The organism is Pseudomonadota bacterium (assembly GCA_018823135.1).
Taxonomy (GTDB): domain Bacteria; phylum Desulfobacterota; class Desulfobulbia; order Desulfobulbales; family CALZHT01; genus JAHJJF01.
This window is the reverse complement of the sequence record JAHJJF010000011.1, coordinates 1-4,366: the sequence shown is the minus strand read 5'-3', so window position 1 is coordinate 4,366 and position 4,366 is coordinate 1. Positions and strand designations below refer to the sequence as shown.

Genomic DNA, 4,366 nt, shown 5'->3' with positions numbered 1-4,366 from the left:
ACTTTTTCTTCGGTAATCAGTTTCCTGTACAGTTCCTTGGCGGTTTGGGGATTGCTCTGGTCATCAAGCATTATCAGGTTGATTTTTCTTCCCAGCAGGCCGTTTTCACTGTTGGTCTTGTCGGCCCAGAGGGACAGGCCTTTGCGGATCATATCCGACTCTTGGGCAAATTTCCCTGTAAGGCCAAGGGTTATTCCGATTTTCACCGGTTGGGCCGCATAAGAACCGGGGGCTATGTTCAGAAATAACAACACGGGCAAGAAGATGAAGCGCAGGCGCATAATATTTCCCGGATTATCGAGCCTTTCATCCTGGATTAGATGGGAGGTTTGCTGAATGAATATATAAATATTGCAATGAACAGGTTGGTTTTGTCAAGGATTGTCTTCTTTGACAATAAACCAAGGAGCCTGGCCTTAAATGCTAGTAAGCGCAACTCCTGCAGCACAAAAGCATCAGGCTGATATGTTTGTTCAGGATATGGCGTGTAAAAAAGAAAAAGGCCGTCTCCTTTTCAGAAAACGGCCTTTATGATATCTGGCTCCCCCGGCCGGACTCGAACCAGCGACAAGGTGGTTAACAGCCACCTGCTCTACCAACTGAGCTACGGAGGAACACAAGGTTGGTATTAACAAATTATATTTTCCAGATACCGGCAAGGAAAATATTGTTGTGCAAGCATGCCAATTTAACTCTCTCCCGCAGGAGCAGTCAATTAGAAAGCGCTTTTATAGTATAAAACAAAGACTTCGTCAATGGTTTAACAAGGTAATTTATCGTTTTTCATAGGACATTCACATGCTTTTTCTAGAAACCGTGAGCGAAGAATTGACCTGTGATGCCAGGAAAATACCGTTTGGCCTTGTTTTTCCAGTCAGAATGGGCGGTGACAGCCAAGTTTTCTTGGGTGCACCCGAACTGGTGGGATGCAAACTCCAGGTCTGAATGCGGCAGTATTTCATTGTGTTTCCATCAATTAATGAATGTTTGGACTCGAGGGGTTCATGACTAATAATCCTGCGGGATAAAAATGAATTCAGTCAATTTTTCTGTGACAGAGTCAGCTTTTTTCTTGACGGAAACAGGTTGTGGTGCTATGGATATGCCTTCAAAAAAATCCCTTTATGTCGGGGCGTAGCGCAGCCTGGTTAGCGCGCCTGCCTTGGGAGCAGGAGGTCGCAGGTTCGAATCCTGCCGCCCCGACCATTTCACTATAATCCATGCCTGCCGTGGTATCCTTTTCTTTATAAGGGAGCGGTTAATTTTTATACAAGGCTGACGGCTCTTTTCCCCCCAGTATTAAAATCTCTCGCAAAATAATCCTGATTAGTTTGTGTCTGTCCATAAACGAGGATTTTTCTTGAAGTTCAAGGACCGCGAAAAAAATAAGCGCAGACATATAGCTGATATTTCGAGCATTATTTTTTGAGCACGACGCAGAAATTCTGGCAAAAGACCTTTTATGGACAGGCACCAGTTGGCTTATTTCATGAAATTGTGAATCCCCATGGGGGATAACTGCGACGCCCAGCTACTGAGAATAGCTCCCCGTGAGCAATATTTCTGGCTCGGGGTCCCTGAACAAACGCTGTTTTGGGCATTGTCCTTCCGGATTTTAACGGATACGCCTAGCGGATAAAAGAAAAACCGATGCGCAATGCTTCGGTGCGGTCCTGGTAATTGAGGAGGTTTTCGGCAAGCGAATTCACATATTGGATATGGAGATAAATACTCAGATTATCAGAAAGAATGCGGTGCAGGGGATAGGTAAGATCCAGCTGGACAGATCCTCCTTCCTTTGCCCATTTGAATTTTGATCCCACCACAAAACCGTCTGCCAGGCCAACCCTTGCTTCCAGTTCAAAATAGCCACGATAATCCGCCAGATACGGGTTTCCTGTTTTACTATTATCAAAGTATAGCCAAACCTTGGGTGCCAGTCCCAGACCCAATAATGATTCTTTATTATAGAAGATGAAAATGGGCTTCAGGTATAATACGTTTGTACTGCGGGAGAATTCCTCGCTTTGACCGTTTGACTCATGCTGAACTCCGGACTGGATAAAAAACCCCTGAAGCCAGGGAGGTCTTGAGTGTATGTTTGTGGTTGTATGGAAAAATTCAGGTTTGTAGCTGGTATCTTTAAAGGGCAGTGATTCCTCTTTCAGATTCCAGAAAGAGGTCTGGGTATATCCAAAATGCAGGCCTCCGGTCCATGGATAGCTTTTTGCCAGCGAAGCATCACTGTTGAGAAAACGATATTTAAAACTGTATTGAAACTTGCTTTTTTCCGGGTCTGTGCCCACAAGAAAATAGATTGGTTCATATGCAGAGATTTGAGGCATATACGGTTGATAAAGGGAGAAGAAAGAATAAAGCGTTTGGTGTTCGGTTGAGGGGGCATGAAGTTTTTGGTTTATTGAACTCCCTGAGGGTGAAGTACTGTCTTTCAGTATAGGATTTGAATTTTCTGCTAAAGCCACGGCCGGAAACAAGATGAATAAAATGATCGTAATAGCCTTCATGAATTGTTTTTTCGCGGTAGAATTCAGTCTTGTGAGGGATTTCGGACAAGGGCATCGTAGTCTTTAAGGTAAATGTCGGCCAGGGTAAGGAAGGCTGTAAGGATCAATGGCCCATAGATAATTCCAAGAATGCCGAAGACGCTTAATCCTCCCATGATCGCCAGAAATACAAGCAGGGTGTGCATTTGCACCTGTTTGCCGACAAGTTTTGGTTTTAAAATGTATTCTATGGAAAAGGAAAGAATCATATAGAAAATTAACAGAAAAATTGCTGTGGCAATGTTGCCTTTAAGGAGCATGATAACCGAAGCCGGGATCAAAACCAGACCGATTCCGAAAATCGGCAGAAAGGCAAGAATGGCCATTATCCCACCCCAGAGGAAGGGCTGCCCAAGATCAAAAAAGGCAAAGACCAGGCCGCCGATTACACCTTGAATCAGGCCGCAGATGCCGTTTCCCATCAAGACCGCACCGGCGATTTTGTTAAACTTGTTGATCAGCTGCCGCTGCTGATCGTCCTGGAGAGGTGAGAGGCGCAACATAAAATCCACAAACCGGTCATGATCGATGAGTAGAAAGAAGATGGTTACGATAAGAATAAGGCTTTTTAGCACCAGTCCCATGATGTTGGCCGCCCAGGAGGAGGCCTGATTGTATAAGAAAAGGCCAAAGGCTTTGGTGGATTCGGCAAGGGTGTTGGTGAAATTTTCCGGTTCAAAACTAATGCCAAACCCAATAAGAATTTCCTGGATTCTAACGATAAAAGAATTGGTCTGGAAAAATTCTTTTAATTTGACGACTATGTTTGCCCCTTTGCCGAACTGATACAGGGAGAACGCCTCCTTGGACAGGGCACCGATAAAAAACATACAGGGGAGAAAAATCAGAATAATGATTAGCATGCAGGTGGTAAATGATGAAAATCCCGGAGAAAATTTTTTATTGATAAATTTGTAAATCGGTTGAAAAAGCGCGGCCAGGAGATAGGCCAGGACGAGGATTGACAGGTACGGCCAGAACAGGAGTCCTACAAGCAGCAGTGAAGAGACGAAAAGAAAGAGAAAATATTTGAATACCAGCGGGTTTAGTGGTTGATTTTTCATAGCTTAAACCGATAATGTTTCCTTCTTGTCTATGCTGTGTGATGCGGGCGGGGTAAATATAATAGAGCCTGTGGAAAAGTGGTTATTAAGGGGTATAGAGCGGACAGCTAAAACGTAAAAAAATAAGTTGTTTTAAAGACTGACCAGATCAGCTATATTATTCGCTTTACGTTGGAAATAGCAATCATTCTTTATTGAAGGAATTCGTTGTAAGCAGAGTCGTAACGGATCATTACGCAACAAAAATCTGGAGTATATTTGAAAATGGAGATCAGGCTGGAAAGAACAGCTGTGGATAAGTTGAAAGCAAAACCCGATGAAAACGGCCTGGGGTTCGGCAGATATTTTACAGACCATATGTTTGTCATGGCCTTTGAGCCGGGGAAGGGCTGGCAGGATGGTGTTGTTGTGCCGTACCAGAGTTTTCAGCTTGATCCGGCGGCCATGGTGTTTCATTATGGCCAGGCGATTTTTGAGGGGCTGAAGGCTTATCGGAGCAAAGACGATACGATTTATCTGTTCAGGCCGGCGGCAAACCTGGAAAGGATGAACATTTCGGCGGCACGGATGTGTATGCCGGAAATAGATGTTCCGGCAGTCCTTGAGGCCTTGAAAACCCTTTTAAGAGTCGAAAAAGACTGGGTTCCTAAAGCTCATGGCGCGACATTATATATCCGCCCGACCATGATAGCGTCTGAGGCGGGGCTGGGTGTCCGGCCGGCCAAAAAATTTCTTTTT

At 44.5% G+C, this 4,366-nt stretch carries 5 protein-coding genes and 2 tRNA genes; 3 read left to right on the top strand and 4 right to left on the bottom strand.

Annotated features, from left to right (window positions below; translation table 11 throughout):
• Both KKE17_00665 and KKE17_00660 read right to left on the bottom strand, forming a co-directional pair.
• Positions 1-206, bottom strand: a 206-nt coding sequence (locus KKE17_00665) for an ABC transporter substrate-binding protein (GenBank protein MBU1708492.1), incomplete at its 3' end; no start/stop codon positions are given.
• Positions 207-538: 332 nt separating this feature from the next.
• Positions 539-614 (bottom strand) — tRNA-Asn (locus tag KKE17_00660).
• A gap of 184 nt (positions 615-798) precedes the next feature.
• Here KKE17_00660 and KKE17_00655 point away from each other — a divergent pair.
• Entirely contained in the window at positions 799-945 is a 147-nt protein-coding gene (locus KKE17_00655; protein MBU1708491.1) for a hypothetical protein, read from the top strand.
• Between the two features lie 183 nt (positions 946-1,128).
• Positions 1,129-1,206 (top strand) — tRNA-Pro (locus KKE17_00650).
• Positions 1,207-1,628: 422 nt separating this feature from the next.
• On the opposite strand, the gene KKE17_00645 is transcribed toward KKE17_00650, so the two are convergent.
• Positions 1,629-2,345: a phospholipase A gene (locus tag KKE17_00645; protein ID MBU1708490.1), complete on the bottom strand. Its 717-nt coding sequence runs from the start codon at positions 2,343-2,345 to the stop codon at positions 1,629-1,631.
• Between the two features lie 203 nt (positions 2,346-2,548).
• Positions 2,549-3,604: an AI-2E family transporter gene (locus KKE17_00640; protein ID MBU1708489.1), complete on the bottom strand. Its 1,056-nt coding sequence runs from the start codon at positions 3,602-3,604 to the stop codon at positions 2,549-2,551.
• Between the two features lie 282 nt (positions 3,605-3,886).
• Between KKE17_00640 and KKE17_00635 the strand changes: the two genes are divergently transcribed.
• The coding region (locus KKE17_00635; GenBank protein ID MBU1708488.1) for a branched chain amino acid aminotransferase at positions 3,887-4,366 on the top strand (480 nt) is incomplete at its 3' end.

What these genes read in the sequence shown, in the direction of transcription:
- KKE17_00655 (MBU1708491.1), top strand. Translation starts at nt 799, where the DNA reads ATGCTTTTTCTAGAAACCGTGAGCGAAGAATTGACCTGTGATGCCAGG.
- KKE17_00645 (MBU1708490.1), bottom strand. Translation starts at nt 2,345, where the DNA reads ATGCCTCAAATCTCTGCATATGAACCAATCTATTTTCTTGTGGGCACA.